The following is a 25,847-nucleotide window of genomic DNA, read 5'->3' on the forward strand; positions in this document are numbered from 1 at the left end:
GGTAAAAAAATGTCTAACATTGCAGATACAGTGTCAAACCTGATTGGGCAGACAGCTTTTATGAATCTGACATGGGGCAATCTGATTATGATTTTAGTAGCATTTGTCTTTTTATTCCTTGCTATTAAAATGGGATTTGAGCCGCTTTTGCTGGTGCCAATCGCTTTTGGTATGCTGCTGGTAAATATCTACCCGGATATTATGGCCAGCGCAGAAGAAACGTCCAATGGAGTAGCCGGACTTCTTCATATTTTCTATATTCTTGATGAATGGAGTGTGCTCCCATCTTTGATTTTCCTTGGTGTAGGTGCCATGACAGACTTTGGTCCTTTGATTGCCAATCCAAAGAGTTTCTTAATGGGTGCAGCAGCACAGCTGGGTATTTATGTTGCCTATTTCCTGGCTATCTTTATGGGATTCAACGGAAAAGCAGCAGCAGCTATTTCTATTATCGGTGGTGCTGACGGCCCGACTTCTATCTTCCTGGCAGGAAAGCTGGGACAGACGGGACTTATGGGAGCTATTGCCGTAGCGGCTTATTCCTATATGTCCTTAGTGCCGATTATTCAGCCGCCGATTATGAAGCTTCTGACTACAGAAGAGGAAAGAAAAATTAAAATGGAACAGCTTCGTCCCGTATCCAAACTGGAAAAAATCCTGTTCCCGATTATCATTACCGTTGTTGTTTGTCTGATTCTGCCTACCACAGCACCACTGGTTGGTATGCTGATGCTGGGTAACCTGTTCCGTGAATCAGGGGTTGTAAAACAGCTTACAGAGACAGCTTCCAATGCTCTTATGTACATTGTTGTTATTCTGCTGGGTACTTCCGTAGGAGCTGCAACAAGTGCTGAGGCTTTCCTGAAACTGGATACGCTGAAAATTGTAGCATTAGGTCTGGCAGCGTTTGCATTCGGTACAGCCGGAGGTGTGCTTCTGGGTAAACTGATGTGCAAGCTGACCCACGGCAAGATTAATCCGCTGATTGGTTCTGCCGGTGTATCCGCAGTACCTATGGCTGCCCGTGTATCCCAGAAGGTTGGTGCAGAAGCAGACCCGACCAACTTCCTGCTCATGCATGCAATGGGACCAAATGTGGCCGGTGTTATCGGTACAGCCGTAGCAGCTGGTACTTTCATGGCTATCTTTGGTGTATAAACCAAGAAATATAAATGGAGGAAAAAAAGATGGCAGACGTAGTAAAAAAACCAATAAAAATTACTGAAACAATTCTGCGTGACGCACATCAGTCTCTGATTGCTACTAGAATGACAACAGAGCAGATGTTGCCTATGGTGGAAAAGCTGGATAAAGTCGGCTACCATTCCGTAGAGTGCTGGGGTGGAGCAACTTTTGATGCTTCCCTGCGTTTCTTAAAGGAAGATCCATGGGAAAGACTTCGTAAATTCCGTGATGGATTTAAAAATACAAAATTGCAGATGTTATTCCGCGGACAGAATATCCTGGGATACCGTCCATATGCAGACGACGTAGTGGAATATTTCGTACAGAAATCCATTGCAAACGGTATTGATATCATTCGTATCTTTGACTGTTTAAACGATCTTCGCAACCTGCAGACAGCAGTAAAAGCAGCCAATAAAGAGAAAGGACACGCACAGGTGGCGCTGTCTTATACTCTGGGTGATGCTTATACTCTGGACTACTGGGTAGAAATGGCAAAGAAAGTAGAAGATATGGGTGCAGATTCTATCTGTATCAAGGATATGGCAGGTCTTCTGCTTCCGTATACAGCAACCGAACTGGTAACAGCTTTAAAAGAAGCTGTAGATATTCCGATTCAGCTGCATACACACTATACTTCCGGTGTTGCTTCCATGACTTACTTAAAAGCCGTAGAAGCAGGCGTAGACGTTATTGATACTGCTATGTCACCGTTCGCTCTGGGAACTTCCCAGCCAGCTACAGAAGTTATGGTAGAGACCTTCAAGGGAACTCCATACGACACAGGTTTTGACCAGAAATTACTGGCAGAAATCGCAGACTACTTCCGTCCAATCCGTGACGAGGCTTTAGACAGCGGTCTTCTGAATCCGAAGAACCTGGGTGTAAACATCAAAACACTGTTATATCAGGTACCGGGCGGTATGCTTTCCAACCTGACATCCCAGTTAAAAGAACAGCACGCAGAAGACAAATTCTACGATGTGCTGGAAGAAGTGCCAAGAGTGCGTAAAGACCTTGGTGAACCGCCGCTGGTTACTCCATCTTCTCAGATTGTGGGTACACAGGCTGTATTTAATGTCATCATGGGCGAGCGTTACAAGATGGTGACAAAAGAAACCAAAGATGTATTAAGCGGAAAATACGGTGTAACTGTAAAACCGTTTGACAAAGAGGTACAGAAGAAATGTATCGGTGACACAGAAGTCATTACCTGCCGTCCGGCTGATTTGATTCAGCCTGAACTGGATACCTTAAGAGGCGAAATGGCTCAGTGGTCCGAACAGGAAGAAGACGTACTTTCTTACGCACTGTTCCCACAGGTTGCTACAGACTTCTTCAAATACAGAGAAGCACAGCAGACAAAGGTAGACCCTAAGGAAGCAGATACGAAAAACGGAGCTTATCCGGTATAAAATAGCATTGTCCAAGCAGAGCAAGAAAAGCGAAGGCTCAGAAGTCCTTAACGGGACATCTGGGCCTTCGCTTTTTTCAATACTTCAAGGTCAGATTTTGTGACCTTTAGATTGGTTTTATAGGATTTTCCGTCCGGACAGGTGACCTGCACATCAATGACAGTGCCTTCCTGGGCCGCGTGATTGGAAACAGCTTTCAGAAAAGGGGAGAGCTTTGGATGGTTTTTCTCAATGGTATTTTTCATACGGCGAAGTTCCATAAGCTTCAAAGGATTCATCATAAGTCAGTGCCTCCTAGGTATGTATTTTTCTCTGAAAAAGGGGTTGAGTTGGAAACAGTATAGAGGAGAGAAGGAAAAAAGTCAACAGAAAGAAAATTTTTGCTGAAACTTTTTCTTTTTTGTGCTATGATAGGGTACATGTGAAAGAATCAGCAAAGAGGGGTCAGAAGATGAACAATACAGAGCATTTGCTCAGTAAAATGAACCAACAATATCAAAATTTCAGTAAAGGACAGAAAAAGCTGGCGGCCTATATCCGGGAAAATTATGATAAAGCCGCCTTTCTTACGGCTGCAAAGCTGGGAGAAACCGTAGGAGTCAGTGAGTCCACGGTGGTCCGTTTTGCTATTTATCTGGGATATAAGGGGTATCCGGAGTTTCAGAGGGAATTGGAAGAACTGGTACGCAACAAATTAAATTCCATACAGAGAATGGAGGTTACCTATGGAAAGGTGCCGCAGTCTGAAATCTTAGATACGGTCCTTCATTCAGATATTGAAAAGATTAAGATGACACTGGAAGCCGTAGATCATGAGGCTTTTGAACTGGCTATTGAGACGATTTTAAAGGCACGGAATATTTATATTGTAGGAATCCGAAGCTGTGCGCCTCTGGCGGGCTTTCTGGCTTTTTATCTGAATCTCATCTGTGACGGGGTACATCTTTTGAATACCAACAGTTCCAGCGAGTTGTTTGAACAGATGATTCGGATAGGCGAAGAGGACGTGATTATTGGTATCAGTTTCCCCCGGTATTCCATGAGAACCTTAAAGGCACTGGAATTTGCCAATAACAGAAATGCCAAGGTTGTTACGCTGACAGACAGTATTCATTCTCCTATGAATCTGTACTCCTCCTGCAATCTTATTGCCAGAAGTGATATGGCGTCCATTGTAGACTCCCTGGTTGCGCCTCTGAGCGTGATTAATGCCCTGGTGGTGGCGCTCAGTATGCGGAAGCAGAAGGATGTCGTGGAAACCCTGGGATCCCTGGAAAAAATCTGGGATGAATACCAGGTATACAACAAAGATGAGATTAATGTGGCAGATAACCATGACATTGAGTTAAAAAAGACAGAAGTACCCCGGAAATCCAGGGATTAAAGGAGTGTTTTATGGCTAAAATAATAATTATAGGAGGAGGCGCCGCCGGAATGGCAGCGGCGGTCTTTCTGGGGGAACAGAACCATCAGGTACACCTCTTTGAAAAAAATGAAAAGCTTGGGAAAAAGCTGTTTATTACAGGAAAGGGACGCTGCAATATCACCAATTCCTGTGATGAGGAGACTTTTTTTCAATCTGTTGTCAGTAACCCTAAGTTTCTTTACAGCGCTTTTTACGGCTATACAAACCGGGATGTCATCGCTTTTTTTGAAAGTCTGGGACTGGCTGTAAAAGAAGAGCGGGGCGGCAGAATTTTTCCGGTATCTGACCATTCCTCTGATGTGATTAAGGTTTTGGAGCAGCGGATGAAAGCGTTGGATGTGAAGATACATTTAAAAAGCAGAGTGGAAAAAGTGTTGACGGAAAACTCCCTGGAGGGGGAAGAGAAGATACGGGGCGTACTTTTGGAAAACGGAGCCGAAATTTTGGCGGACAGAGTCATTGTAGCCACAGGAGGCTGTTCTTATCAGGCCACGGGCTCTACGGGAGACGGTTATACCTTTGCAAGGGAAACCAATCATAAAGTGACGGAACTGCGTCCTGCTCTGGTTCCGATAGAGACAAAGGAAGAATATGTAAAAGACATGCAGGGGCTGGCTTTAAAAAATGTCCGCTTTACTGTAAAAGACGGAAAGAAAGTGCTGTATGATGATTTTGGAGAACTGCTTTTTACCCACTTTGGGATTTCCGGTCCTTTAGTGCTGACAGCCAGTTCCCGCATTGGGAAGAAGCTGGAAAAAAAGGAACTTCAGGCTTTTCTGGATTTGAAGGCAGCCTTGTCAGAGGAGCAGTTGGACGGAAGGCTTTTGCGGGAGTTTGAAAACGGAAAGAACAAACAGTTTAAAAACGTCATAACCGGCATGTTTCCGGCAAAGCTGTATCCAGTCATGCTTTCTCTGGGAGGGATTCCTCCGGAAAAGAAAGTCAACGAAATTACAAAAGAGGAAAGGCGGGAGTTCATCCAAGTGATAAAGCACTTCCCTCTGACGCTTACGTCCCTCAGGGGATTTCGGGAGGCCATTATCACTCAGGGCGGTGTCACCGTAAAAGACATTCAGCCAAAAAACATGGAGTCGAAAAAGGTGAAAGGGCTTTTCTTTATTGGTGAGGTATTAGATTTAGATGCCGTAACCGGCGGGTTTAACCTGCAGATTGCCTGGTCTACAGCCAAAGCGGCAGCAGAGGAAAGTTTTGAATAAACAGCAAAGGAGAAAAAGATATGTCAGTAAATATCGCCATTGACGGTCCGGCAGGTGCCGGAAAAAGTACCATAGCCAAGGCTGTGGCAAAAGAACTGGAATTTATTTATGTGGATACAGGCGCCATGTACCGCGCTATGGCGCTGCACCTTCTGCGCCAGGGGATTGTTCCCGGGGAAGAAGCGCAGATGGATGCAGCCTGTGAAAATGCAGAAATTTCCATTGTATATGAAAACGGCGCCCAACAGGTGCTGTTAAACGGCGAGAATGTGACCGGAGATTTGCGCAGGGAGGAAGTGGGGAATATGGCTTCCGTCAGTTCTGCAAGACCCCGTATCCGGGAAAAACTGGTGGAACTGCAGCGTGTTCTGGCTTCCCAGACCGATGTGGTTATGGATGGACGCGATATCGGCACCTGCGTTTTGCCGGATGCAGATGTGAAAATTTATCTTACGGCCAGCGCCCGCACAAGAGCCCTGAGAAGGTGCCGGGAACTGGAAGAAAAGGGAGTCTCCTGTGTGCTGGAAGAAATTGAAGCAGACATTAACGACAGAGATTACAGAGATATGACCAGAGAGATTTCTCCCCTTAGAAAGGCCGAAGACGCTGTGCTGGTAGACTCCTCTGAAATGTCCATTGAGGAAGTAAAAGAGGCCATTATCCGTCTCTACCGGGAAAGCCGGAAGTAAAGAAAGCGGGGGAGAGGCATATGGAAGTAAAAGTTGCAAAAACCGCGGGCTTTTGCTTTGGCGTAAAGCGGGCAGTGGAAAAAGCCTATGAAGTGGCAGAACAGACCGCCGGCGGGGTTTATACTTATGGACCCATTATTCACAACGAAGAAGTGGTGTCGGATTTGGAGAAAAAAGGCGTCCGGGTTTTAGAGTCCGAAGAAGAACTGAGAAATCTGCAGGATGGCACAGTGATTATCCGGTCTCATGGTGTGCCGAAATATATTTATGACCTTTTGAAGGAAAAGCAGATAGCCTGTGTGGACGTTACCTGTCCCTTTGTTCTGAAAATTCATCGGATTGTGGCCGAAGAAAGCCTGAAAGGCCGCCACATCGTCATTGTAGGCAATGCGGACCATCCGGAAGTGGTGGGAATTAAGGGCTGGTGTGAAGGTCCCTGCACGGTGATTAAGACAAAGGAAGAGGCAAAAAAATTCCTGGAAGAAGGCCATGAAAAGGTGTGTATTGTATCCCAGACGACATTTAATTACAATAATTTTCAAGAAATAGTTGAAATTTTGGGCGAAAAGCGTTATGATAGGCTTGTTATAAATACGATTTGTAATGCAACACAAGACAGACAGTCTGAAGCAGAAGAAATCGCTAAGCAAGTAGATACCATGATTGTCGTGGGAGGCAGACATAGCTCCAATACTCAGAAGCTATATGAAATTTGTAAAAGCGAATGTGAAAATACTTATTATATACAGACACTTGCTGACTTGGATTCTGATAGTTTCCGATCCGTTCAATGTGTAGGTATTACAGCAGGGGCATCAACCCCAAATAAAATAATTGAGGAGGTTTCAAAACATGTCAGAATTAAGTTTTGAACAAATGCTGGATGAAACATTTAAAACAATTAGGAATGGAGAGGTAGTCGAAGGTACAGTTATCGATGTGAAAGAAGACCAGATTATTCTGAACATTGATTATAAAGCTGACGGTATCATTACCAGAAGTGAATATTCTAATGACCAGAACTTAGACCTTAGAACTGTTGCTCAGCCAGGTGACACTATGGAAGCAAAAGTCCTGAAGTTAAACGACGGAGACGGACAGGTTCTCTTAACATACAAGAGACTGGCTGCTGATAAAGGCAACAAGAGACTCGAAGAAGCATTTGAAAATAAAGAAGTGCTGACAGCAAAAGTAAACCAGGTATTAGACGGCGGTTTAAGCGTACTTGTAGAAGAAGCAAGAGTATTCATTCCTGCAAGTCTGGTGTCCGACACTTACGAAAAAGACCTGACAAAATATCAGGATCAGGAAATTGAATTTGTTATCACAGAGTTCAATCCAAAAAGACGCCGTGTTATCGGTGACAGAAAACAGCTTCTGGTAGCTAAGAAAGAAGAACTGAAGAAAGAACTTTTCGAGAAAATCCATGCAGGAGATGTTGTAGAAGGAACTATCAAAAACGTTACAGACTTTGGTGCATTTATTGACCTTGGCGGCGCTGACGGTCTTCTTCACATTTCTGAAATGTCATGGGGAAGAGTAGAAAACCCGAAAAAAGTATTCAAAGCAGGGGATAAGATTACTGTCCTGATTAAAGAAATCAACGGGGATAAGATTGCGTTAAGCCTGAAATTTGAAGACCAGAATCCATGGTTGCATGCAGCTGAAAAATATGCAGTAGGAAATGTTGTAGAAGGCAAAATTGCCCGCATGACAGATTTTGGTGCATTTATTGAATTAGAGCCAGGTGTAGACGCTCTTCTTCATGTTTCTCAGATTTCCAGAGCACATGTAGAAAAACCATCTGATGTATTAAAAGTAGGTCAGGTTGTTTCTGCAAAAGTTGTTGATTTCAACGAAGAAGAAAAGAAAATCAGCCTCAGCATGAAAGTTCTTGAGCCAGCTCAGGACGAAGCAGAAGAGACAGTAGAAGAATAATAAAAAATCTTTTTTATTAAAAACAGCCCTCACTTTTTAGTGATGGCTGTTTTTAAAATTCCATGGACATAAGAGAGAAGGGTTTCCTGGGAAGCGTTTTCAAAGGGCCAGAGTGCATATTTTTCTTTGGCATGATAGTCCTCCTGGAGAAGAGGAAGGTTTGGAGAGCCGGGAGCATAGACAAAGCAGCCGGATACTTTTTTGCAGCAGTTGTGAGCCTTTGCTTTTTGCCGTCGGCTTTTGTCCAGATAAAGAGCTATGCTTTTGTGTACCGCCTCATCTTCATAGGGAAGATAATAATAGTTTTGATAATCTGGGTAGAAATATTTCAGGGTGCCTTGGTAGAGAGGCATTTTTATTTTGGCTGTAGTATTTAATACAGTAATGTAACAAAAAGGCAAAGCTGCAGAAAGAGCAGCGCACACCGAATGTTTCATGGAAAGAGTAAACAGAAGTTTCCGAAGGGGAGTTCCTTCCGGGCTGTTTTCTGTGAGCTCTTCGGCTTTTTCTATGGTATATTCCCGGTTTAAAAGCTGGCGCAGCCCGCCCAGGGGAAGGAGGGCTGCCATACCTTTGAGGTCATCGCTGTTGTGTAGCAGAAGAAGTTTCTGGCTCTGTGTATCAGGAGATTTTACATAGTTTTGATAAATTTTTATCATTTCTTTGCCGGATAACAGGTCTTCTCTGGGATAAGAAACCAGATTTTCAAAATCTTTTTGTCTGTGGCCGGGCATTTGACGGAAAAAACAGGGCATGCGGAGGAGCTCCCGGTATAAATCTATCTGAGGCATATCAGAGAAAGTCTGGGGAATTTGCAAAGCTTTGCAGCGGTTGGCCAGATAGGGGACATCAAAGGAAGCGCCGTTAAAGTGTACCAGATATTTTTTAGAGGAAGCTATGCGGCAGAATTCCTTTAAAAGCAGGCTTTCTGATGTATCATCGCTGTGCTCTGACAGAAACTGGCAGAGTTCAAAGTCCTGGGCGTCTTCTCTTTGGAAGAGAAGCCCTATGAGAAAAACACGGCTGTTTTTCGGACTCAGTCCTGTAGTTTCAATGTCGAAAAACAGGAAATCCGAAGGATTGGAATCGGGTGAAAAAAATCCGGATTTCAGTTCTGGTGATAATGTATAGATAATTTGTTTATTTGTTATCATTTTAACAAAATCCTTTCAAATTGTTCTTGAAATAGTACGAAAAATCACTAAAAAATTCTAGTGATTTTCGTAAAAAAATGTTATATTATATAACGAAGGAGAAAAGCATGGATATTACAATAGCAGGGATATCTCTATATTATATCATAAGTTGGTTTTTTATCTACAGTTTTTTAGGCTGGGTATGGGAATCCGCATATGTATCTGTGAAAAAAGGAAAACCCGTAAACAGAGGATTTATCAATGGCCCACTGTGTACTATTTATGGCGCAGGTGCAGTCAGTGTATATCTGATTTTAAAGCCTTTTGACGGGAATCTGCTGATTCTCTATGCCGGCGGGGTTGTAACGGCCACACTTCTGGAACTGGTAACCGGCTGGCTGATGGAGAAAATTTTCCATACCAGATGGTGGGATTACAGTAAACAGAAGTTTAATTTTCATGGGTACATTTGTGTCGGGGCTTCCCTGGGCTGGGGTGTATTTACCGTTTTACTGTTCCAGGTACTTCACCCGTTTGTGTCCTGGCTGACTGGATTGTATCCGCAGTCTGTGGGAAAAATTGTACTTTTGATTGTGACTCTTTTGTATCTTGTGGACTTTATTTCATCGGCAGCCGCAGCTTCTGGTCTGAGCAAGGCCTTTGCCAAAGCGGAGGATATGCTGGAGGATCTTACTGTGTATTTGCAGGGTACCAGGATCTATGAGACGAAAGAGGAGATTCGGGAGAAGCTGGAATCTGTCAGAAATTACCGGCGGTTACAGGATTCTCTGGAAGGGCTGTCCGGCAGAAAGCAGGAAATTCTGGAACGCTTTGAAAGTCTGGTACAGGACAGACGCCTCTTGGATGCAGAGAGTTATATGGAGAAAAAACGGGAATTGGAACAGCGTCTGGACGAATATGTAAAAAAATATACCGATATCCGCAAAAAACAGAGCCGTATCAGGAAACGTATGGTCTGCGCGTATCCTGAACTGAAAAGTCAGTTTAGAACTTACAGAGAAAAGCATCAGAAAAAAAAGACAGACTAATAGCAGGAGTATAATCAGAAACATCTGATTATCGATAGATAAAGGAGGGACAAATTATGGCGTTTTTAACCTTTAGGGGTGGCGTTCACCCTTACGATGGAAAAGAACTGTCCAAAGAAAAGCCTGTCCGGGAATTTTTGCCCGGGAAAGAACTGGTATATCCGCTTTCACAGCATATTGGTGCTCCGGCACAGCCTGTTGTGAAAAAAGGGGATTACGTTCTGGCGGGCCAGAAAATTGCAGAAATGGGAGGCTTCGTTTCTGCGCCTGTTCACGCATCTGTGTCAGGAACTGTGAAAGAAATAAAGAAAGTCAGAAATAATGTAGGCGCTATGGTAGATGCCATTGTCATTGAAAATGATGAAAAGTATGAAACCGCAGAGTTTCAGCCGGCGCAGTCTCTGGAAAGTCTCACAAAAGAGGAAATTATAGCCAGAATCAAAGAGGGCGGCGTAGTAGGTATGGGAGGAGCAGGTTTCCCTACCCATGTAAAGCTTTCTCCAAAAGAACCGGATAAGATTGAATATGTACTGGTAAACGGTGCAGAGTGTGAACCTTATCTGACTTCTGATTACCGCCGTATGCTGGAACAGCCGGAGTGGATTATCAATGGTTTGAAATGTATTCTCAAGCTTTTTGACAATGCCAAAGGCTATATTTGTATTGAAGACAACAAGCCGGATTGTATTGCAAAAATCAGCGAGCTGGTGAAAGATGAGCCGAGAATTGAGGTCAGCACCTTAAAGACCAAATATCCTCAGGGCGCAGAGCGCTGCCTCATTGCGGCAGTCAGCGGCAGGGAAATCAATTCTTCCATGCTTCCGGCAGACGCGGGCTGCGTAGTAGACAATGTGGATACCGTATGTGCGGTATACCGGGCTGTTATGAAAGGCGAACCGGTTATGGACCGTATTGTTACCATTACAGGAGATGCCGTAGCAGAGCCCTGTAATTTAAAGGCACGCACAGGTACGTCTTTTGCGGAGCTTCTGGAAGCGGCAGGCGGTTTGAAGCAGCCTGCGGAAAAAATGATTTCCGGCGGTCCTATGATGGGATTTGCTATGTTTGATTATCATGTGCCGGTAGTAAAGACTTCTTCTGCGCTGCTGTGCATGACAAAAGATGAGGTTTCTGCCCAGGAACCTGCCGCATGTATCAACTGCGGCAGATGTGTCACGGCCTGTCCGGCCAGACTGGTACCCTCCAGACTGGCAACGTATTCGGAGAACGGCCGGGAAGAGATGTTTGTAAAATATCATGGTATGGAATGTGTGGAATGTGGCTGCTGCAGTTTTGTCTGTCCGGCAAAACGCCCGCTGACCCAGTCTATGCGTTCTATGAGAAAAATGGTTCTGGCTAACCGCAGAAAACCGAAATAGGAGGAGAAAATCATGAGTGACTTATTACACGTCTCATCTTCCCCTCATGTAAGGTCGAAGGTGGATACCGGCAGCATTATGCTTACGGTACTTCTGGCATTGATGCCTGCAGCGCTGGTGGGCGTTTATAATTTCGGACCCCACGCGCTTTTGCTGATTCTGATTTCCATTGCTGTGTGCGTGGCAACAGAAGCAATCTATGAAAAAATCGTACATAAGAAACTGACAATCAAGGACTATAGCGCAGCCGTTACTGGACTTTTGCTGGCACTGAATCTGCCACCGAAGGCTCCCTGGTGGATTCCCGTTATCGGCGGTGTGTTTGCTATTCTTATTGTAAAACAGCTGTTTGGCGGTCTGGGACAGAATTTTATGAACCCTGCTCTGGCAGCCAGATGTTTCCTTTTGATTTCCTTTACAGGAAGAATGACAGATTTTACTGTGCCGGATAATGCATGGGGGAACATTGTGGATACCGTATCCGGCGCTACACCTCTTGCTGCCTTAAAAGCAGGAGAAAGTGTAGACTGGGTGAGCCTGTTCTTTGGTAATATACAGGGAACCATTGGGGAGACTTCTGCGCTTGCCATTTTAATCGGTGCAGCAATTCTTCTGGCAAGAGGTATCATTGATTTGCGGATTCCGCTGACTTATATTGGCACCTTTGCTGTATTTGTGCTGCTGTTCGGCGGCCATGGTCTGGATTTGAACTATCTGCTGTGCCACTTATTCGGCGGCGGTCTGATGTTGGGCGCCTGGTTTATGGCAACGGATTATGTGACAACTCCGATTACAAAGAAGGGACAGCTGGTATATGGCGTGTGTCTTGGTATTTTTACCGGACTTTTCCGTATTTTCGGCGGTTCTGCAGAAGGAGTTTCCTATGCTATTATTTTCTGCAACCTGTTGGTGCCGCTGATTGAACGTTTTACAATGCCGGCAGCCTTCGGAATGGGAGGTAAAAAAGCATGAAAAAGAATACAATTATAAAAGATACCCTGATACTGACCCTGATTACTCTGGTAGCGGGCGGTCTTTTGGGTATGGTATATGAGGTGACAAAAGAGCCCATTGCCCAGCAGGCTGAAAAGGAAAAGCAGGAGGCTTACAAGGCCGTGTTTGAAGACGCGGATTCCTTTGAGGTATGCGTGGAGGCAGACGATGCAGACCTGGCTGCTTATCTGACAGAAAACGGTTTTGAGGCACAGACGGTCAATGAAGTGATGGAGGCCAAGGATGCGTCCGGAGAAACCATTGGCTATGCGCTGAATATGACAACTTCGGAAGGCTATGGCGGTGACATCAGTTTTTCCATGGGTGTAACACTGGACGGTACCTTAAACGGAATTTCCATTCTGGATATTAACGAGACTGCAGGTCTTGGTATGAACGCCACAAAAGATGAGTTTAAGGGACAGTTTGCCGGCAAGCAGGTGGATGCTTTTGAGGTGACAAAATCAGGCGCAGCGTCTGACAATGAAATCAATGCCATCAGCGGCGCTACCATTACGTCGAAAGCCATAACAGGCGGCGTCAATGCAGGGCTTTGTGCCTTTGAATATGTGAAGGAGGGAAAATAAGATGAAAGCAAATTCACCTGGTGAACGTCTTTATAATGGTATCATCAAAGAAAACCCGACTTTTGTTCTGGTGCTGGGTATGTGTCCGACACTGGCCGTTACCACAGCAGCTATCAACGGTATCGGTATGGGGCTGACGACTACGGTGGTTCTGGCTCTGTCCAACTTGTTTATTTCACTCCTTAGAAATGTGATTCCCGACAAGGTGCGTATGCCGGCTTATATCGTCATTGTTGCGTCCTTCGTAACCATGGTACAGCTTCTGCTGCAGGGTTTTATTCCGGCGCTTTATGATGCTCTGGGAATTTATATTCCTCTGATTGTAGTAAACTGTATTATTCTGGGAAGAGCGGAATCCTATGCTTCTAAAAACGGTCCGGTATCCTCTATCTTCGACGGTATCGGTATGGGACTGGGATTTACCCTTTCCATTACCATTCTGGCAGCATTTCGTGAGCTTATCGGTGCGGGAACCGTATTCGGATTTCAGGTAATGCCTTCTGCGTACGAACCGGCTACCATTTTCATTCTGGCGCCGGGTGCCTTTTTCGTACTGGCCTTTCTGGCGGCTATCCGTGCAAAACTGCAGGATAAAAAGCCGAAGGAAGAACAGAAACCGGTACACTGCATGGAAGGCGGCTGTGCTTCCTGTGGAAATGAAGGCTGCAGCGGAAAATTTTATGACAATACGGTGAAAAAGTAAGGGGGACAGAACATGAAAGAATTACTTATTATAGCAGTAGGAGCAGCCGTGGTAAACAATGTTGTTCTGAGTCAGTTCCTCGGACTTTGTCCTTTCTTCGGTGTTTCTAAGAAGATTGAGACAGCAGCAGGCATGGGCGGCGCAGTTATTTTCGTTATCACCTTGTCTTCACTGGTAACCAGTTTGATTTATCAGTTTCTTCTGACTCCGCTGAATATGGAGTATATGCAGACCATAGTATTTATTTTGGTTATTGCAGCTCTGGTACAGTTTGTGGAAATGTTTTTGAAGAAGTCCATGCCGGCTCTGTATGAGAGTCTGGGTGTGTACCTTCCTCTGATTACTACCAACTGTGCAGTACTGGGTGTTGCGGTTATCAATGTGCAGAAATCTTACAATGTACTGCAGGGAACGGTTAACGGATTTGCCACAGCTCTTGGTTTTACCATTTCCATTGTGCTGATGGCAGGTCTTCGTGAAAAAATGGAATACAACGATGTACCGAAATATTTTCAGGGATTTCCTATGGTACTTTTGACGGCAGGCTTAATGGCCATTGCGTTTTTCGGTTTTTCAGGAATTATTTAAGGAGGCATAGACTATGATAACAGGTATTATCATTGCGGCAGTCCTGGTAGGCGGTGTAGGTCTCTTTATTGGACTTTTCCTGGGAGTTGCCGGAAAGAAATTTGAAGTGGAAGTAAATGAAAAAGAAATTCAGGTCAGAGAAGAGCTGCCGGGCAATAACTGCGGCGGCTGTGGATATCCGGGCTGTGATGGTCTGGCTGCAGCTATTGCAAAAGGTGAGGCGCCTGTAAATGCCTGTCCGGTAGGCGGTTCTGCCGCAGCAGCAAAGATTGCGGCTATTATGGGTCAGGAAGCGGGAGAAGCTGTCCGTATGACTGCGTTTGTAAAGTGCGCAGGGGACTGCGAAAAAGCAGGACAGAGTTATGATTATACAGGAGTGCAGGATTGTAAAATGGCTGCGCTCATGCAGAACGGCGGTTCCAAAACCTGTTCTTATGGCTGTCTGGGCTATGGCTCTTGTGTGAAGGCCTGCGGATTTGACGCTATTCATATTATCAATGGAATTGCTGTAGTAGATAAAGAGAAATGTAAGGCCTGCGGCAAATGCGTGGCCGAGTGTCCGAAGAAACTCATTGAGCTGATTCCTTACAAACAGAAGCAGGCGGTGTCCTGTAATTCCAAGGATAAGGGAAAAGCAGTGATGAGCGCCTGTCAGGTGGGCTGTATCGGCTGTAAGAAATGTGAGAAGGAATGTCCGAAAAATGCCATTACCGTGGTGGATAATGTGGCGCATATTGATTCTGAGAAATGCGTCAACTGTGGTATCTGCAAGAAGACGTGTCCGAGAAAGATTATTTTGTAAAAATATGAAATGTGCAACCCCCTTTCAAGTTTCAACTTGTGGAACCTTGAAAGGGGGTTGTGTTGTGATGCGAGCATTTCACGAACACACATTTGCATTTTCGGCTTTCCTGTGATAAGATAAAACCCAGAAAACGAAACAGGAGATGTTTATGAAGAAAAAAGATATATTTCTGGTAGGAGGAATTTTAATCCTTGCCCTTCTTTGCTGGTTGGTGCCAAAGGGACTGCGTCTGGTTGACGGGAACAAAGAAACAGAACTTAAAATTACTGTTGCCGGAGAGGTTTATGGAACTTATTCCTTGGAAAAAAACCAGGTCATAAAGATTCAGGATACGAATGTGTGTGAAATAAAAGATGGAAAAGTAAAGATGACAGAGGCAAGTTGTCCGGACCATGTGTGTATCCGGCAGGGAACGATTGACGCACCGGGAGAGACCGTGGTGTGCCTGCCTAATAAAGTGGTGCTGGAGATTGTGTCCAAGGACGGGGAAGAAGACGGCCTGGACGCAGTGGTGAAATAAGAGCAAAGGAGAAATCATTATTTATACAAGAACAGGAAAAATCGCATGGCTGGGGCTTATGGCGGCTCTGGCAATTATTTTTGGATATGTGGAAATGCTTCTGCCTGTATTTTTCGTAGTTCCCGGTATGAAACTGGGGCTGGCGAACCTGGTAACCGTGTTTGTGCTGTACAGGTATCGTGCAAAAGAAGCGGCAGTTATATCCCTTATCCGCATTGTAGTGATTGGTTTTCTCTTTGCCAATCTGTTTTCTATTCTGTACAGTCTGGCAGGAGCGGCTTTGAGTCTTTTGTGTATGACCGCAGCCAGGCGGTTTTCGGGGCTGTCTATAGTGGGAGTCAGCATTTTAGGCGGTGTGACCCACAATCTGGGGCAGCTTATAGTGGCGGCTCTTGTGGTAGAAAACGGCAATGTATTTTACTACTTTCCGGCGCTTTTGATTTCCGGTCTGGTAACCGGGGCGCTTATCGGGATTGTGACAGGAGAAATTTTAAAGAGAACGACAGGAAGGAAATCAATATGATAGCATATATAAAAGGTGTTGTGGCAGAAATTTGGGAGGACAGAATTATTTTGGAGTCCCAGAACATGGGGTACAATATTTTTATGCCTATGGCCAGTGTGGATACTGCGCTGCACACGGGGGAAGAGGCAAAGATATACACCTATCTCAATGTCCGGGAAGATGCCATGCAGCTTTTCGGATTTCTCACAAAAGACGATTTGAATACTTTTAAGCTGCTTTTGAGTGTTAATGGTATTGGACCTAAGGCGGCTCTTGGGGTTTTATCCGGACTTTCAGCAGACGAACTGCGGTTTGCAGTTCTGGCTGATGATGTAAAAACCATCTCGAAAGCGCCGGGTATTGGAAAGAAGACAGCCCAGAAGCTGATTTTGGAATTAAAGGATAAGCTGGATTTGCAGGAGGCTTTCCAGCTAAAGACTCAGCATGTGCAGGAAACAGGCAGCGATACGGCGGACCTGTCCGGTATGCGGAAAGAAGCGGTAGAGGCGTTGACTGCCCTGGGATATTCCGGCGCAGATGCCCTGCGGGCTGTGAAAAAAGTGGAACTTACAGCAGATATGAACGTAGAGGCGCTTTTAAAGGCAGCTTTGAAAAATATGTTCTAAGAGGCGGAGAATGTCATGGAAAAGAGAATTATTACTACCGACGTCATGGAAGAGGATTTGCGGACAGAAGGCAATCTGCGTCCGCAGTTTCTTTCTGACTATATCGGTCAGGAGAAAGCAAAGAGCAATCTGAAAATCTATATTGAAGCGGCCAAGCAAAGAGGTGATGCCCTGGACCATGTGCTTTTCTACGGTCCTCCGGGTCTTGGAAAAACCACTCTTGCGGGAATTATTGCCAATGAGATGGGCGTACATATGAAAGTTACCAGTGGTCCGGCGATTGAAAAACCGGGAGAGATGGCAGCTATTCTCAACAATCTGCAGGAAAATGACGTGTTGTTTGTAGATGAAATCCATCGTCTGAACCGGCAGGTGGAAGAAGTTCTGTATCCTGCTATGGAGGATTATGTCATTGATATTATGATAGGAAAAGGGGCAACGGCCCGCTCTATCCGTTTGGATTTGCCGAAGTTTACCCTGGTAGGAGCCACCACCAGAGCGGGGCTTCTGACTGCGCCTTTAAGAGACCGTTTTGGTGTGGTACATCATCTGGAATTTTATACGGAAGAGGAATTGCAGACCATTATCCTTCACTCAGCAAAGGTGCTGGGGGTAGAGACTGACCGGGACGGGGCTTTGGAAATGGCCAAGCGTTCCAGAGGTACGCCCCGTCTGGCAAACCGGCTTTTAAAGAGAGTACGGGATTTTGCACAGGTAAAATACAACGGGAAAATTACAAAAGAAGTGGCGGATTTTGCCCTGGATTTGCTGGAAGTGGACAAGTATGGTCTGGACCAGACCGACCGACTGCTTCTGACTACGATTATTGAGCGGTTTTCCGGCGGCCCGGTAGGTCTGGATACGCTGGCTGCAGCCGTGGGAGAGGATGCGGGAACCATTGAGGATGTATATGAACCATACCTGATTAAAAACGGGTTTTTACTGCGTACTCCAAGGGGAAGAGCTGTAACAGAGCTGACCTATCATCATCTGGGAATAAAATAATGGTTGTTTTTCCCGAAAATTCGATTATAATAGACATAGGAATGTAGAAAAGGCAGGAGGAACCAGATGGCAGTGAAGAATACAACCCAGGTGCTGATTGGCGGTAAAATCATCACATTGAGTGGTTATGAAAGTGAAGAATACCTGCAGAAGGTTGCAAATTATATGAACAGCAAGATGACAGAACTGGGACAGATTCCGGGATACAACCGGCAGGCTCAGGAGACCAGACATACGCTTTTAAGCCTGAATATTGCCGATGACTATTTTAAGGCAAAACGGCAGGCTGAAATGTTCGAGGAAGAACTGGAAGCCAAGGACCGGGAAATGTACGATTTGAAACATGATTTGATTAATGGTCAGGTGGAGTTGGAGCGGGCTCAGAAGGAAACCCAGGAAAGTACTCTGCAGATAAGGTCTTTAGAGGCGAAGATTGCAGAACTGGAGCAGGAATTGGACGAGCTTTTAAAGGAATAAAAGAAGGAAAGATGGAAGGGGTGGGCATTTTTGTTTCGCCCCTTTGTGTTTTGCAGGAAAGGAATTATATGAGAGCAGAATTATTAGCGCCGGCAGGTTCTTTTGAGGGACTGCAGGCTGTGGTTAAGGCAGGGGCAGACGCAGTATACATTGGAGGAAGCATGTTTGGCGCCAGGGCCTATGCCAAAAATCCCCGGAAGGAGGAAATGCTGGAAGCCATTGATTATGCCCACATACATGGGAAACAGATATATCTGACGGTAAATACACTTTTAAAAAATCAGGAACTATATCGGCAGTTATACGAGTTTCTGGCGCCTTATTATGAGCAGGGCGTGGACGCAGTGATTGTACAGGATTTGGGTGTGCTGTCCTTTTTGAAAAAGGAATTTCCGGAGCTTGCCATTCACGCCAGCACCCAGATGGCCATTACAGGACCAAAAAGCGCCGGGCTTTTAAAGGAAGCAGGTGCGTCCAGAATTGTGACGGCAAGAGAACTTTCTCTGGAAGAAATCCACCGGATTTATCAGGAAACAGGGGTGGAGATAGAGAGTTTTGTCCATGGGGCTCTTTGCTATTGCTACTCCGGCATGTGTCTTTTCAGCAGTATGCTGGGGGGAAGAAGCGGCAATCGGGGACGGTGCGCCCAGCCCTGCCGTCTGCCATACACAGCATTGGAAAAGGGAAAAGCCGTAAGCGGTACAGAGCCGTCCTATCTGCTTAGCCCCAAGGATATGTGCACAGTGGATATTCTGCCGGAAATTCTGCAGGCAGGAGTTTACTCTCTGAAAATCGAGGGAAGAATGAAGAAACCGGAGTATGCAGCCGGAGTGACCGCCATATATAGAAAATATCTGGATTTGTACCTGCGTACAGGACAGGCTTATGAGGTGGAAAAGGCGGACCGGCAGGAGCTTTTGGATTTGTATCAGAGAGACGGTTTTCACAAGGGCTATTATCATATGCACAATGGCCCGGAAATGATGGCCACGGTCAATGAAAAGGAGCAGAGCCGGAAGCAGGGGACGGTTGGAAAGCGAAATGAGGCGCTTTTTGCCAGACTGAAAAAGCAATATTTAGACACAAAAAAACAAGAAAAAATTAATGGGAATTTAATCCTGTTTGCCGATACACCTGCTATACTGGATTTAGACTTTCAGGACATCCATGTGCAGGTACAGGGAGACCTGGTAGAAAGAGCCCAGAAAAGACCCCTTCTGGCAGAACGTGTAAGGCAGCAGATGGAGAAGACGGGACAGACGCCCTTTGTCTTTGATTCTCTGGAAATTCTCACAGATGAGGCAGGCTTTCTCCCTATGCAGAGTCTTAATGAACTGCGGCGGCGGGGACTGGAAGAACTGCAGCAGCAGTATCTGGCCGGGTATCGAAGAACGCTTCGAAAGCCGGAAACAGAACAGAAACCGTCTTTGGCAAAAGAGAAAAGGGCGCAGGCAGAAGCGGTGAAATTCTATGTGTCTGTAGAAAAGAGAGAACAGTGGGAGACTGCTTTAAAGCAGAGGGAGGTCACTGGAATTTTTTGCAGCATGTCCATGTTTAAACGAAAGGAATTTCTAAAAGAGGTGCTTTGGGCTGCAGAGGAAACCCACAGGGCGGGCAAAGAATTTTATCTGGCGCTGCCTTATATGCTGCGAGAGGGAAGAATGGACGGCATGGAGCGGGAAATAACCCAAATCGCAGAAAAGACCGAGGGATTTCTGGTGAGAAATCTGGAAGAACTGGGATATCTGAAAAAATTGGGGCTGCTCTTTAAAGCAGTCACAGACTATTCCGTGTACAGTTTTAATGACCTTGCGGAAGAATTTCTGGAAAATCTACAGGTGAAGAGAACCACGGTTCCGCTGGAATTAAATAGCAGTGAAATCCGGCACAGACGTCATGAAAACAGCGAGATGATTGTATACGGCTTTTATCCCATGATGGTTTCTGCCCAGTGCGTGAAAAAGACCTGCGGCTGCTGCGACCATAAGTCAGGGGAACTACAGATAAAAGACCGGTATGGTCAGCAGTTTACGACAAAATGCTTCTGCGATTTCTGTTATAATGTGATTTACAACAGTGTGCCCACCGGGCTTTTGGAGGAGGCAGAACAGATAAGAGACATGGGATTTTTGGCGCTGCGGATGAATTTCACATCCGAAGGGCCGGAAAGGATGAAAGAATTGTTAAATGCATTTGCGGCGGCTTATCTGGCAGAGGAAAACAAAGGGAAAAAGAAAGACGCGTTTCAAATATCCGGTGTTACGAAAGGACATTTTAAACGTGGAGTGGAGTAGGTGAAAAAGTGCTTAATATCATTATTGAACTTTCAAAATACCTCATACTGATACTGATTGCACTCTATACCTTAGAGAGCTTTACAGTTTTTAAGTATGAGGACGATTACGACAAACGGTATATTTTAAGAAAACAGCTTTTGCTGATTGTATTTATGGATTTTACGGCTTTTCTGGTAATCTTTCTGAAGGAAGAAAAGCTGGAAATAGTGTATCTGTTCGGTGCGCTGTTGTTGTATCTGGTGGTTGTGCAGGGGCTGTACCGGCTATGTTATAAGAAGGCGTCCATCCTTCTTCTAAATCATATGTGTATGCTTTTGTCCATTGGTTTTATTATGCTGGCAAGGCTGTCTCCGGATTCGGCTAAGCGGCAGTTCATCATTGTGGCAGCGGCTACGGTCATTGCCATGATTGTGCCGATTCTCATTAAAAAAATGTATTTTCTGAAGATGTGGACATGGTTTTATGCAGCCGCGGGATTGGGGCTTTTGCTGGTGGTACTGATTTTTGGGGCCAATGTCAACGGGGCAAAAATCAACATCAACCTGGGTTCTTTCGTTTTTCAGCCTTCAGAATTTGTAAAGATTATTTTTGTGTTTTTTGTGGCCAGCAGGCTGTATAAGAAAAGTGCACAGTTTAAAGATCATGTGATTACTACCATTGTGGCGGCGGTACATGTACTGGTGCTGGTGCTATCCAGGGATTTGGGAAGCGCCGTGGTATTTTTCATCACTTATGTGGTGATGCTGTATGTGGCGACTAAAAAGCCTGTATATCTTGTGGCCGGCCTGGGAAGCGGCGCTCTGGCGGCTATAGTTGCCTATTTTCTCTTTTCTCATGTGCAGCAGAGGGTTATAGCCTGGAAAGCGCCCTTTTCTGTGTATGAGAGTTCTGGCTACCAGATTGTTCAAGGTCTGTTTGCCATTGGGGCAGGAGGCTGGTTTGGCATGGGGCTTTGCCAGGGTTCCCCGGAAATGATTCCTTTTGTGAAACAGGACTACATGTTTGCAGCTATCTGCGAGGAGCTGGGCGGCCTGTTTGCCATATGTATGATTCTCATTTGCATGAGTATGTTCCTTTTGGTAGTGAACATTTCTCTGCGCATTAAAAAACGTTTCTATAAACTCATTGCCCTGGGGCTTGGGACAGAATACGCCTTTCAGGTTTTTCTTACCATTGGAGGTGTCAGCAAGTTTATTCCCATGACGGGAATTACCCTTCCCCTGGTCAGCTACGGAGGAAGTTCTGCACTGAGTACCATTATTATGCTGGCCATTATTCAGGGCTTGTATATTTTAAGAGAAGACGAGGACGAGGAACTTGAAAAGCAAAAATAAAAATAAAAAAAGAAAAAAAGCAAAACGGGCCCGGAACAGGGAGTATACCATTATCAGTTATTTTTTTGTAGTGATTTTTCTCTCCCTGATTGGCTATATGGTCTATTTTAATGTGGCAAAGCGGGAGGCGGTTATCAGCAGCCCTTATAATACCCGCCAGAATCAGATGGAAGAGCGGATTTTAAGAGGAAGTATTCTTTCCGCAGACGGACAGGTACTGGCCAGAACAGAGACAGATGAAGCGGGAAACGAGACGAGAGTTTATCCGTATGGAAATATGTTTGCCCATGTGGTGGGATATGACAGTCATGGGAAGAATGGTGTGGAGGCTTTGGCTAACTATTCTCTTATGACTTCACACAGTGACTATATTGATCAGGTGAAAAATGAGATTCTGGAAAACAAGAATCCGGGGGACAATGTGGTGACTACACTGAATACCAAGCTGCAGGAAAGGGCTTACAATGCCCTGGGCGGATATAATGGTGCAGTTGTGGTTATGGATCCTAAAACAGGGGCGGTGCTGGCCTCTGTGAGCAAACCGGACTTTAATCCCAACACTTTAAGCGCAGACTGGGACTATCTGGTCAGCGATTCCAGCAACAGCAGTCTTTTGAACCGGGCTACGCAGGGTGCATATCCGCCGGGCTCCATTTTTAAGGTAGTAGATGCATTGGCATATATGCGGAAAAACGGAACCATTGACAATTTCTCCTATAACTGCACAGGCAGTATTACAGTGGATAACCATACCATTCCCTGCTTTGGCGGGGAAGTGCATGGCAGTGAAGACTTCACAACTGCTTTTGCAGAATCCTGCAATACGGCTTTTACCCAGATAGGATTGGATTTGGGAGGCAGCAATCTGCAGAAGACGGCGGAAGATTTGCTGTTTAATAAGAAATTGCCCATTCCCATTGATTATACCAAGAGCAAATTCGACCTGGGCAGTACACCGGGCAATCCGCTTTTGATGCAGACTTCCATCGGACAGGGGAATACCCTGGTATCTCCTATGCATATGGCGCTGATTACCAGTGCAATAGCTAATGATGGAAAACTGATGCAGCCGTATTACATTGACCGGGTGGAAACAATTAACGGCACAAAGGTAAAAAGTACAAAGCCAACGGTTTATAAGGAACTGATGACAGCAAGCGAAGCAGCTACTCTGAAAAACCTTATGGCAGAGGTGGTGAACCGGGGAACCGGAACTCAGCTTTCCGGGGAGAGTTATTCTGCGGCAGGAAAGACAGGTTCTGCGGAATACTACGGTGCAGACGGAAGCATTAAGACTCACTCCTGGTTTATTGGATTTTCCAATGTGGAAGACCCGGATTTGGTGGTGGCTGTCATTGCAGAAGGCGCAGGAACCGGAAGCTCGGTAGCAGTTCCGGTGGCTCATGAAATTTTTAATGCCTTCTATTATGGCTAAAAACAGGGAAAACTTAACAAAGTCCACAAATTTTACCGCTATAGTTTGTTAAATTTGTTGCACTTGTCCGAAAAAAGAGGTATACTACCAATAAAGAAACACAACGCAGGCACCGTAGGTGCTTTAAGCAGGAGGATTGTGCAAAATGATTGAAGCAACAAGCTGTGGCGGGGTGGTAATATATCGAGGAAAAATACTGACCTTGTACAAGTCCTACAAGCATAAATACGAAGGCTGGGTACTGCCCAAGGGAACCGTAGAGGAAGGCGAAGACTATAAGGATACGGCGCTGAGGGAAGTCAGGGAAGAAGCCGGAGTAAATGCCAATATTATTAAATATGTAGGAAAAAGTCAGTATAGTTTTTGCATACCGGAGGATACTGTAGAAAAGGATGTCTACTGGTATCTGATGTCTGCCGGAAGCTATTACAGCAGGCCTCAGAGGGAAGAGTATTTTGTGGACTCCGGTTTTTACAAATTCCATGAAGCTTACCATCTTTTACGTTTTTCAAATGAAAAGCAGATATTGGAAAAGGCTTATAGTGAATACCTGGATTTGAAAAAAGCAAATCTGTGGGGAAATCGGAAGTATTTCTAATCAGGGCTGTCCCATGAGCGGCACATTCGGGAGTGCATGCTTCGTGCGGCAGCCTTTTTGGCAAAGGTGCAAAAGGAGGAAGAAATATGCTGGAACAGATTGACCTTACAAAGAAAATGACAAAGGAAGCTTATCAGGAAGGCATAGATAGTCTAAAAGAGCGGCTGGCCGGCCTGCAGAGAGAGTGCAGAAGCCTGGGGATTCCGGTCATACTTGTTTTTGAAGGACTGGATGCCTCTGGAAAAGGGGTACAGATTAATCATCTGATTCACCCGTTAGACCCCAGAGGGTTTCAGGTTTTTGCCATTAAGGAGGCAAACGAAGAGGAAAGACTGCACCCCTTTCTCTGGCGATTCTGGACAAAGATTCCGGAGAAGGGAAGAATTGCTATTTTTGATACCAGCTGGTATAGGCGGCTTTCCACAGAACGGTTTGAAAAAAACTTTCCGGAAAAAGAGTTTTTGCATACCTGCGAGGAAATTAATAGTTTTGAGCGAACTCTGACAGACGACGGCAATGTGCTTATCAAGTTTTTTCTCTATATCAGCCAGAAAGAGCAGAGAAAACGGTTTGATAAAATGCTGGGTTCAAAAGAAACCGCCTGGAAGGTCAGCAGGCAGGACGAAAAGAGAAACAGGAATTACCGCAGATATAAAAGTATAAATGAAGAAATGCTGGAAAAGACAGAAACAGCCTGTGCGCCCTGGGTTATTGTGGAGGCAGAGAACCGGAGATTTGCTACTGTAAAGATTTACACAGAGGTTATCCGCCGTCTGGAAGAGGCGGTGCGGGCTAAGAAAAAGGAAGAAGAAAAAAATACAAAGACAGACGATGGAGCGCCAAGTGTGCTGCCGGAATGTTCGTTGGTGTCTTCGGTTTTGAGTAAGGTGGATTTATCTCTTTCTTATACAGAAAAGGAATACAAACAAAAATTGAAAAAACTGCAGAGCCGCATAGAACTTCTTCACAGTGAAATTTATCGCAGGAGGATTCCGGTAGTACTGGGGTTTGAAGGTTGGGATGCGGCTGGGAAAGGCGGAGCCATTAAACGTCTGACAGAACCTATGGACCCCCGAGGGTATGTGGTGAACCCTACGGCTGCTCCCAGTGATTTGGAGAAAAGCCATCACTATCTCTGGCGATTTTGGAGAAATATGCCCAAAGCCGGACATATTGCTATTTTTGACAGAACCTGGTACGGCAGAGTTATGGTAGAGCGAATTGAAGGTTTTTGTACAAAAGAAGAATGGCAGAGGGCTTACCGGGAAATCAACGAAATGGAGGAGTCTTTGGTTCATGGGGGTGCCATTGTGCTGAAATTCTGGCTGCAGATTGACAAGGAAGAACAGAAGCGGCGCTTTGATGCCAGAATGGAAAATCCGAAGAAACAGTGGAAAATTACGGAGGAAGACTGGCGGAACAGGGAAAAATGGGATCTCTATGAGGAGGCCGTCAATGAAATGATTATCCGTACATCTACCTCACAGGCGCCATGGATAATTGTGGAAGGAAATCAAAAATACTATGCCAGAATCAAGGTTCTGGAAACCGTGGCAGAGGCTTTAGAGGAGCGTTTGAAAAAGGAAAAAAAGGAATCGTTATGTTGAATTGGTATAAGAAACTGTATGTTGGTGATAATGCAAGAAAGAAGAAAAAACAGCTGATACGGAAAATCAGTATGGGCGCAGGGGTGGTGGATGTTTATCTCATTACCCTGGCATCCAATCCAAGGAACCAGCTGGATATTTTTTCGGCCAATGAACTGAAGCAAAGAGCCAGAAGAAAACATTGTCCCTTGATTATAGGACTCTGCCGAGGTTATGGGGAAGCCCTGGAGATGACAGAAATGCTGGTGCGAAAAACATACGAACAGACCGGTACAGCCCAGGTGCGGCAGTGGCTGGAACATCAGATTGGAGAGGAGAGCAGCAGGTGACATT

At 45.3% G+C, this 25,847-nt stretch carries 27 protein-coding genes; 25 read left to right on the forward strand and 2 right to left on the reverse strand.

Annotated elements, in window-relative coordinates; translation table 11 throughout:
• Positions 1–9 precede the first annotated feature (9 nt).
• Together WBS51_RS01915 and WBS51_RS01920 are read left to right on the forward strand one after the other, a co-directional pair.
• Positions 10–1,158 carry a sodium ion-translocating decarboxylase subunit beta gene (locus WBS51_RS01915; RefSeq protein WP_173749173.1) on the forward strand — a complete coding sequence of 383 codons (1,149 nt, stop codon included), beginning with the start codon at positions 10–12 and terminating at the stop codon, positions 1,156–1,158.
• A gap of 29 nt (positions 1,159–1,187) precedes the next feature.
• Positions 1,188–2,600: an oxaloacetate decarboxylase subunit alpha gene (locus WBS51_RS01920; RefSeq protein ID WP_173749172.1), complete on the forward strand. Its 1,413-nt coding sequence runs from the start codon at positions 1,188–1,190 to the stop codon at positions 2,598–2,600.
• Positions 2,601–2,647: 47 nt separating this feature from the next.
• Here WBS51_RS01920 and WBS51_RS01925 read toward each other — a convergent pair whose 3' ends face one another.
• Positions 2,648–2,881: a hypothetical protein gene (locus WBS51_RS01925; RefSeq protein WP_294461622.1), complete on the reverse strand. Its 234-nt coding sequence runs from the start codon at positions 2,879–2,881 to the stop codon at positions 2,648–2,650.
• 170 nt (positions 2,882–3,051) lie between these two features.
• Between WBS51_RS01925 and WBS51_RS01930 the strand changes: the two genes are divergently transcribed.
• Genes WBS51_RS01930 through rpsA form a run of 5 tightly spaced genes read left to right on the forward strand, consistent with a single transcriptional unit; the run spans position 3,052 to position 7,870 of the window.
• Positions 3,052–3,984: a MurR/RpiR family transcriptional regulator gene (locus tag WBS51_RS01930; protein ID WP_173749171.1), complete on the forward strand. Its 933-nt coding sequence runs from the start codon at positions 3,052–3,054 to the stop codon at positions 3,982–3,984.
• Between the two features lie 11 nt (positions 3,985–3,995).
• Positions 3,996–5,243, forward strand: a complete 1,248-nt coding sequence (locus tag WBS51_RS01935) for a BaiN/RdsA family NAD(P)/FAD-dependent oxidoreductase (protein ID WP_173749170.1) — start codon at positions 3,996–3,998, stop codon at positions 5,241–5,243.
• A gap of 20 nt (positions 5,244–5,263) precedes the next feature.
• Positions 5,264–5,932, forward strand: a complete 669-nt coding sequence (gene cmk, locus WBS51_RS01940; protein ID WP_173749169.1) for a (d)CMP kinase — start codon at positions 5,264–5,266, stop codon at positions 5,930–5,932.
• 20 nt (positions 5,933–5,952) lie between these two features.
• Positions 5,953–6,804, forward strand: a complete 852-nt coding sequence (gene ispH, locus WBS51_RS01945) for a 4-hydroxy-3-methylbut-2-enyl diphosphate reductase (RefSeq protein WP_173749168.1) — start codon at positions 5,953–5,955, stop codon at positions 6,802–6,804.
• Positions 6,785–7,870, forward strand: coding sequence for a 30S ribosomal protein S1 (rpsA, locus tag WBS51_RS01950; RefSeq protein WP_173749167.1), 1,086 nt, complete (start codon positions 6,785–6,787; stop codon positions 7,868–7,870). Before ispH ends, rpsA begins: the two co-directional genes overlap by 20 nt.
• Positions 7,871–7,899: 29 nt before the next feature.
• Here the strand turns inward: rpsA and WBS51_RS01955 are convergent, their stop codons facing one another.
• Positions 7,900–9,024, reverse strand: coding sequence for a ribonuclease H-like domain-containing protein (locus tag WBS51_RS01955; protein WP_173749166.1), 1,125 nt, complete (start codon positions 9,022–9,024; stop codon positions 7,900–7,902).
• Between the two features lie 107 nt (positions 9,025–9,131).
• Between WBS51_RS01955 and WBS51_RS01960 the strand changes: the two genes are divergently transcribed.
• The 18 genes from WBS51_RS01960 to WBS51_RS02045 all read left to right on the forward strand — a co-directional run bounded on the left by WBS51_RS01960 (position 9,132) and on the right by WBS51_RS02045 (position 25,843).
• Positions 9,132–10,055 carry a putative ABC transporter permease gene (locus WBS51_RS01960; RefSeq protein ID WP_291683463.1) on the forward strand — a complete coding sequence of 308 codons (924 nt, stop codon included), beginning with the start codon at positions 9,132–9,134 and terminating at the stop codon, positions 10,053–10,055.
• A gap of 56 nt (positions 10,056–10,111) precedes the next feature.
• The gene (gene rsxC / locus WBS51_RS01965; RefSeq protein WP_173749164.1) at positions 10,112–11,434 is read left to right on the forward strand and encodes an electron transport complex subunit RsxC; all 1,323 of its coding nucleotides are present in this window, start codon (positions 10,112–10,114) and stop codon (positions 11,432–11,434) included.
• A 12-nt stretch (positions 11,435–11,446) separates the two neighbouring features.
• Positions 11,447–12,406 carry an RnfABCDGE type electron transport complex subunit D gene (locus WBS51_RS01970; RefSeq protein WP_173749163.1) on the forward strand — a complete coding sequence of 320 codons (960 nt, stop codon included), beginning with the start codon at positions 11,447–11,449 and terminating at the stop codon, positions 12,404–12,406.
• On the forward strand, positions 12,403–13,014 hold the full coding sequence (locus WBS51_RS01975; protein ID WP_173749162.1) for an RnfABCDGE type electron transport complex subunit G: 612 nt from the start codon (positions 12,403–12,405) through the stop codon (positions 13,012–13,014). Before WBS51_RS01970 ends, WBS51_RS01975 begins: the two co-directional genes overlap by 4 nt.
• 1 nt (position 13,015) lies before the next feature.
• Complete coding sequence (gene rsxE / locus WBS51_RS01980; protein ID WP_291683465.1) at positions 13,016–13,717, forward strand: electron transport complex subunit RsxE; 702 nt, start codon at positions 13,016–13,018, stop codon at positions 13,715–13,717.
• Between the two features lie 12 nt (positions 13,718–13,729).
• A complete protein-coding gene (gene rsxA, locus WBS51_RS01985) occupies positions 13,730–14,305 on the forward strand; it encodes an electron transport complex subunit RsxA (protein ID WP_173749160.1) in 576 nt (191 codons plus the stop codon).
• A 13-nt stretch (positions 14,306–14,318) separates the two neighbouring features.
• The gene (locus tag WBS51_RS01990) at positions 14,319–15,107 is read left to right on the forward strand and encodes an RnfABCDGE type electron transport complex subunit B (RefSeq protein ID WP_173749159.1); all 789 of its coding nucleotides are present in this window, start codon (positions 14,319–14,321) and stop codon (positions 15,105–15,107) included.
• 151 nt (positions 15,108–15,258) lie between these two features.
• Entirely contained in the window at positions 15,259–15,630 is a 372-nt protein-coding gene (locus WBS51_RS01995) for a NusG domain II-containing protein (protein ID WP_173749158.1), read from the forward strand.
• Between the two features lie 58 nt (positions 15,631–15,688).
• Positions 15,689–16,153: a Gx transporter family protein gene (locus WBS51_RS02000; protein WP_291683468.1), complete on the forward strand. Its 465-nt coding sequence runs from the start codon at positions 15,689–15,691 to the stop codon at positions 16,151–16,153.
• Positions 16,150–16,761 (forward strand): Holliday junction branch migration protein RuvA, encoded by a 612-nt coding sequence (gene ruvA, locus WBS51_RS02005; protein ID WP_173749156.1) that lies wholly within the window; start codon positions 16,150–16,152, stop codon positions 16,759–16,761. Before WBS51_RS02000 ends, ruvA begins: the two co-directional genes overlap by 4 nt.
• A gap of 15 nt (positions 16,762–16,776) precedes the next feature.
• Positions 16,777–17,766 carry a Holliday junction branch migration DNA helicase RuvB gene (gene ruvB / locus WBS51_RS02010; protein ID WP_294461608.1) on the forward strand — a complete coding sequence of 330 codons (990 nt, stop codon included), beginning with the start codon at positions 16,777–16,779 and terminating at the stop codon, positions 17,764–17,766.
• A gap of 66 nt (positions 17,767–17,832) precedes the next feature.
• Complete coding sequence (locus WBS51_RS02015; RefSeq protein WP_173749154.1) at positions 17,833–18,243, forward strand: cell division protein ZapA; 411 nt, start codon at positions 17,833–17,835, stop codon at positions 18,241–18,243.
• Between the two features lie 68 nt (positions 18,244–18,311).
• Positions 18,312–20,537, forward strand: a complete 2,226-nt coding sequence (locus WBS51_RS02020; protein WP_294461600.1) for a U32 family peptidase — start codon at positions 18,312–18,314, stop codon at positions 20,535–20,537.
• An 8-nt stretch (positions 20,538–20,545) separates the two neighbouring features.
• On the forward strand, positions 20,546–21,874 hold the full coding sequence (locus WBS51_RS02025) for an FtsW/RodA/SpoVE family cell cycle protein (protein WP_173749152.1): 1,329 nt from the start codon (positions 20,546–20,548) through the stop codon (positions 21,872–21,874).
• 97 nt (positions 21,875–21,971) lie between these two features.
• Positions 21,972–23,309 (forward strand): peptidoglycan D,D-transpeptidase FtsI family protein, encoded by a 1,338-nt coding sequence (locus WBS51_RS02030; protein WP_226853570.1) that lies wholly within the window; start codon positions 21,972–21,974, stop codon positions 23,307–23,309.
• Between the two features lie 145 nt (positions 23,310–23,454).
• Entirely contained in the window at positions 23,455–23,907 is a 453-nt protein-coding gene (locus WBS51_RS02035; protein WP_173749150.1) for an NUDIX hydrolase, read from the forward strand.
• 86 nt (positions 23,908–23,993) lie between these two features.
• Complete coding sequence (pap, locus tag WBS51_RS02040; RefSeq protein ID WP_173749149.1) at positions 23,994–25,514, forward strand: polyphosphate:AMP phosphotransferase; 1,521 nt, start codon at positions 23,994–23,996, stop codon at positions 25,512–25,514.
• Positions 25,508–25,843: a hypothetical protein gene (locus WBS51_RS02045; RefSeq protein ID WP_173749148.1), complete on the forward strand. Its 336-nt coding sequence runs from the start codon at positions 25,508–25,510 to the stop codon at positions 25,841–25,843. Before pap ends, WBS51_RS02045 begins: the two co-directional genes overlap by 7 nt.
• Positions 25,844–25,847: the final 4 nt, after the last annotated feature.

Source organism: Blautia acetica, assembly GCF_038739805.1.
GTDB lineage: Bacteria > Bacillota > Clostridia > Lachnospirales > Lachnospiraceae > Blautia.